Consider the following 3,474-nt stretch of genomic DNA (forward strand, 5'->3'; position numbering starts at 1 on the left):
ATTGGGCACTGCCATTTTGGCGTTGGTTGGCATGCTGTGCTCGCGGGTGATTTGCCATTGGCCATCTTTTAACTCAAAGGTGAGCACTTTAAGTGTTGCTTGTTGTTGCGCACCTTTAGTCAGCGTTTGATTAAACACCGCCACCATGCGCTTGCCTTCTGGCGCGATGACCACATCGCTAACTTCAGATGCTGTAACTGTTTCGGTAGCAAATTTTAATTTGGCCTTTTCTACCCATTGGCTATGGCTTAAGCCTGCTGGTGCAAAACTAGGAGCATACAGCGCTAAATAAGCTTCTGCCTGATTAGTGGCTAAAGCTTTACGCCAAGTTTCTACGCTATTAGTTACTTCTTGCGCTGCGGCTTTGGTTGATAGTTGAGTATGCTTTATCAGTGGTAGTGCTTTAATCTTATCGAGCTGGCTAGCCAATGCAAGCTCCTCTGCACTTGGCGCGTTGCTTGGCTTTTCAATATCGGCCAAATTAGGCTCAGTGTTTAAGGCACTGCTGGGTGGTAGTGTTTTTTTGCTGGCATCAAAATCATAACTCATGGATAACCACACCCCACGCGGTGCGCCAGCGGAAATAAACTGTGAAGGTATCCATTCGTTTGAATTGTAATTAAAGCCGCCAGGGCCAATAGCACCATAAGTAGAAGGTGCAATCGGGTTAATACCTAAACGACCAGCCGTGTAATATTTTTTATCTAAAACATTATTCACTAACATGCTCGCCGACCAACCACTACCAAAATCATAACGGGCATTCATATTAAGCACAGCATAGCCCGCGGCTTTGCCGCTATATTTATTATCGGGTAGTTTAATGGCAACGTTTTGGCCTTTTATTTGCCTGATCACGATCGGGCCTTCGCTAGGGGTATGGGCGTTATTTTCATTACCACGCAAAAATGAATCGCCATGCGCAACCACACTGGTATTTATTTTAAATTTAGGGGTGACTTTATAACCCCAGCTAAAGTTAATATTATTAAACGGCACACCTGGCATCACATTTCCAGACTTCACCTGTATCATGTTTTCATCTATTCCGTGGTAGGCACGACTGCTGTTATTAGGGCTAATAGTTTTAAAATTAGACTGAAAAGTCGCTTCAGTCAGTGAATAGTTAATGCGGAAATCAGATTTTCCATACTCACCTGCCAAGCCAAACTCAATTCCTTGACGCCTTGTTTTACCTATGTCTTGAAAAAAACTCAGCTCTGGTGTCAATGAAGTCATATAAATATCGTCTTTTAGATCGGTACGATAAGCACTAATATTCCACTCCATAAACTCACCAAACTTGCCACGCGCACCGCCTTCTATGGTTTGTGCTTTGACTTGCGGTAAATATGGGTCGCCAGACAAAGTACTGGGTAGCGAGCAGCCACGACCTTCTGCAATGCTGCGAGGTTGATAGGTTTGACCATTATCTTTTGTAACCAGAGTGCCATCATAAGCACAACCTAATTCAACGCTAGAAGGCACGCGCGTACCTTGACTCCAGTTTGCATATAAATTTAAATTAGGCTTGGCCTGCCATGTGGCTCCAATGGCGGGGTTAATGCGGTGGTAAGAATATTCTTCTGATGCAGCTGGTAAATAAGTAATGAGGTTAGCACCAGTATAGGGATTGCCTGCTGGCAATGGCTTACTTAAATCAAAAGGGCTATCCGCAATGGTATCGCCTGGCACAACAACAGCACCACCTGTGCTTAAGAACTTATTATAGAAAGTAAAATCCGTGAGCAGTCGCCCAGCAACTCTAGGGGCAATTGCATTTTGAACATGGGTGTGGTTGTATCGGGCAGAAAAAGATAAATTTAGATTTTGGGTTGGACTCCATGTTTCACTTGCATATAAGCTTTTGGTAGTAGAACTGCCTTCAAATTGGTTGATAGTGGCATCATGGTCAGCCCAATAATACTCTTCACCTAGTTTTAACGGGTCATTAGATACGTTACGGTCATTATCTAGCGTGCCTAGCCGCTGCTTAGCGATGTAGTCTGAGGATGAATGCTCAATAGCACTACCCACCATAAATTTGTGTTGATCTAAATTAAAATTGATTTGTACATTGGCGCCCTGTGATGATTGCGCCACATCTGACTTAGTAATAATTGCAGTGGGCGTACCTTCAGCCACTCCTGATCCTTTCCCGACGGTTGGCACATCGTTCGCACCGTCGCGATCGCGGGCTGGTTCGGCAACCAAAACACCCTGACTCTGATTTAGCTTATTCTCATTTAACGGGTTGCCTACTCCTGAAAGGTTATCAACACAGGTAGCTGCATTAATGGGTGCGGCAAAAAATATACGCTTAACAGCCATATCGACATCTGTAAATGATACAACAGGGTTGTTAGTTCTTGTAATATCAGAAAGCGCGGCAGATCCTCCTTCAAGACTTGCTGCTACAATAGCACCTGAGTTGCTATCGCCATCAATAACAGGGTTGTTATTCAGAGATGCTCTAAGTGCATCCCTTAAATCTTGTGGCAATGGGGCGTTAAGTGTCGCTAAAGAATAGTCGAACCCACCAGGGACACCTGGTATCGTGTTTTTAGAATCTAGAAATGGATAATAATTAGCATCATCCAACACATAATAATTTGGGATGCCATCTCTGTCACTATCGGCCAATGCACAGATAATCGATTCGCCAAGCGCAGCGCGGCGGCTGGCCACGTGGCGTGCACCAGCTTCAGGGTTGTTAAATGATTCATAATCAATAATATCCCCCGTACTAGATTTACGATTACTTTGGCGGTGATACACTTGGCCTGTAATATTCACCTTGTCATTCACATCAAACGCACCTGCGATTTGAAACTGAATGAGCCTGTTACGAGTTTCATCAGGTGAGGTAAATACAGCACTTGGGTCTTCACGATACAGTTCTTGTGGCACCGTGCCGTTACCTACCAGTTTATTCACTACGCCCAAAGTTGAAAACGCTAATGAGGCACGCTCACCTTGCCACTCAAATTTACCAAACGCTTGGTTGACCCTACTGGGTGAATTATCTCGCCAGCCATCTTCCATAAACAAATTCACTGCGCCAAATGCAGCAAAATCACCTGCGGTATCCCAGCTACCTTTTTCTTTATTGGCGTTATTCCAACCGCCAGAAGCTTGCAATTGCTTGCGCCCAAATGAACCAGCGAGAATTTCCGCTGAAAAACCTTTGTCAGTAAAGCCGCTCTTAGTTTTCATTGTGAGTGCGCCACCGAGTGTATTTAAGCCATACAGCGGGTTAGACCCTGGAATTAAATCAAAACCACCCAGCGCGTTCATGGGCAGCATGTCCCAGTTCACCACATCGCCAAAGGGCTCATTCACCCGTATGCCATCAAAAAACACACTTAGCCCTTGCGGTGAACCAATTTGTGGCGATGCTGTAAAGCCACGGTAAGTCACATCCATTTGAAATGGATTGCCTTGGTAGTCGTTTACATTGACCGATTGCAGTTT

1 protein-coding gene is annotated in these 3,474 nt (G+C 44.7%); it reads right to left on the reverse strand.

Annotated elements, in window-relative coordinates; genetic code table 11:
* Positions 1–3,474 (reverse strand): TonB-dependent receptor (locus HOO90_RS07545; protein ID WP_292841670.1); only part of this gene is annotated, 3,474 nt, incomplete at both ends.

The sequence above is a fragment of the Methylotenera sp. genome (assembly GCF_013141425.1).
GTDB lineage: Bacteria > Pseudomonadota > Gammaproteobacteria > Burkholderiales > Methylophilaceae > Methylotenera.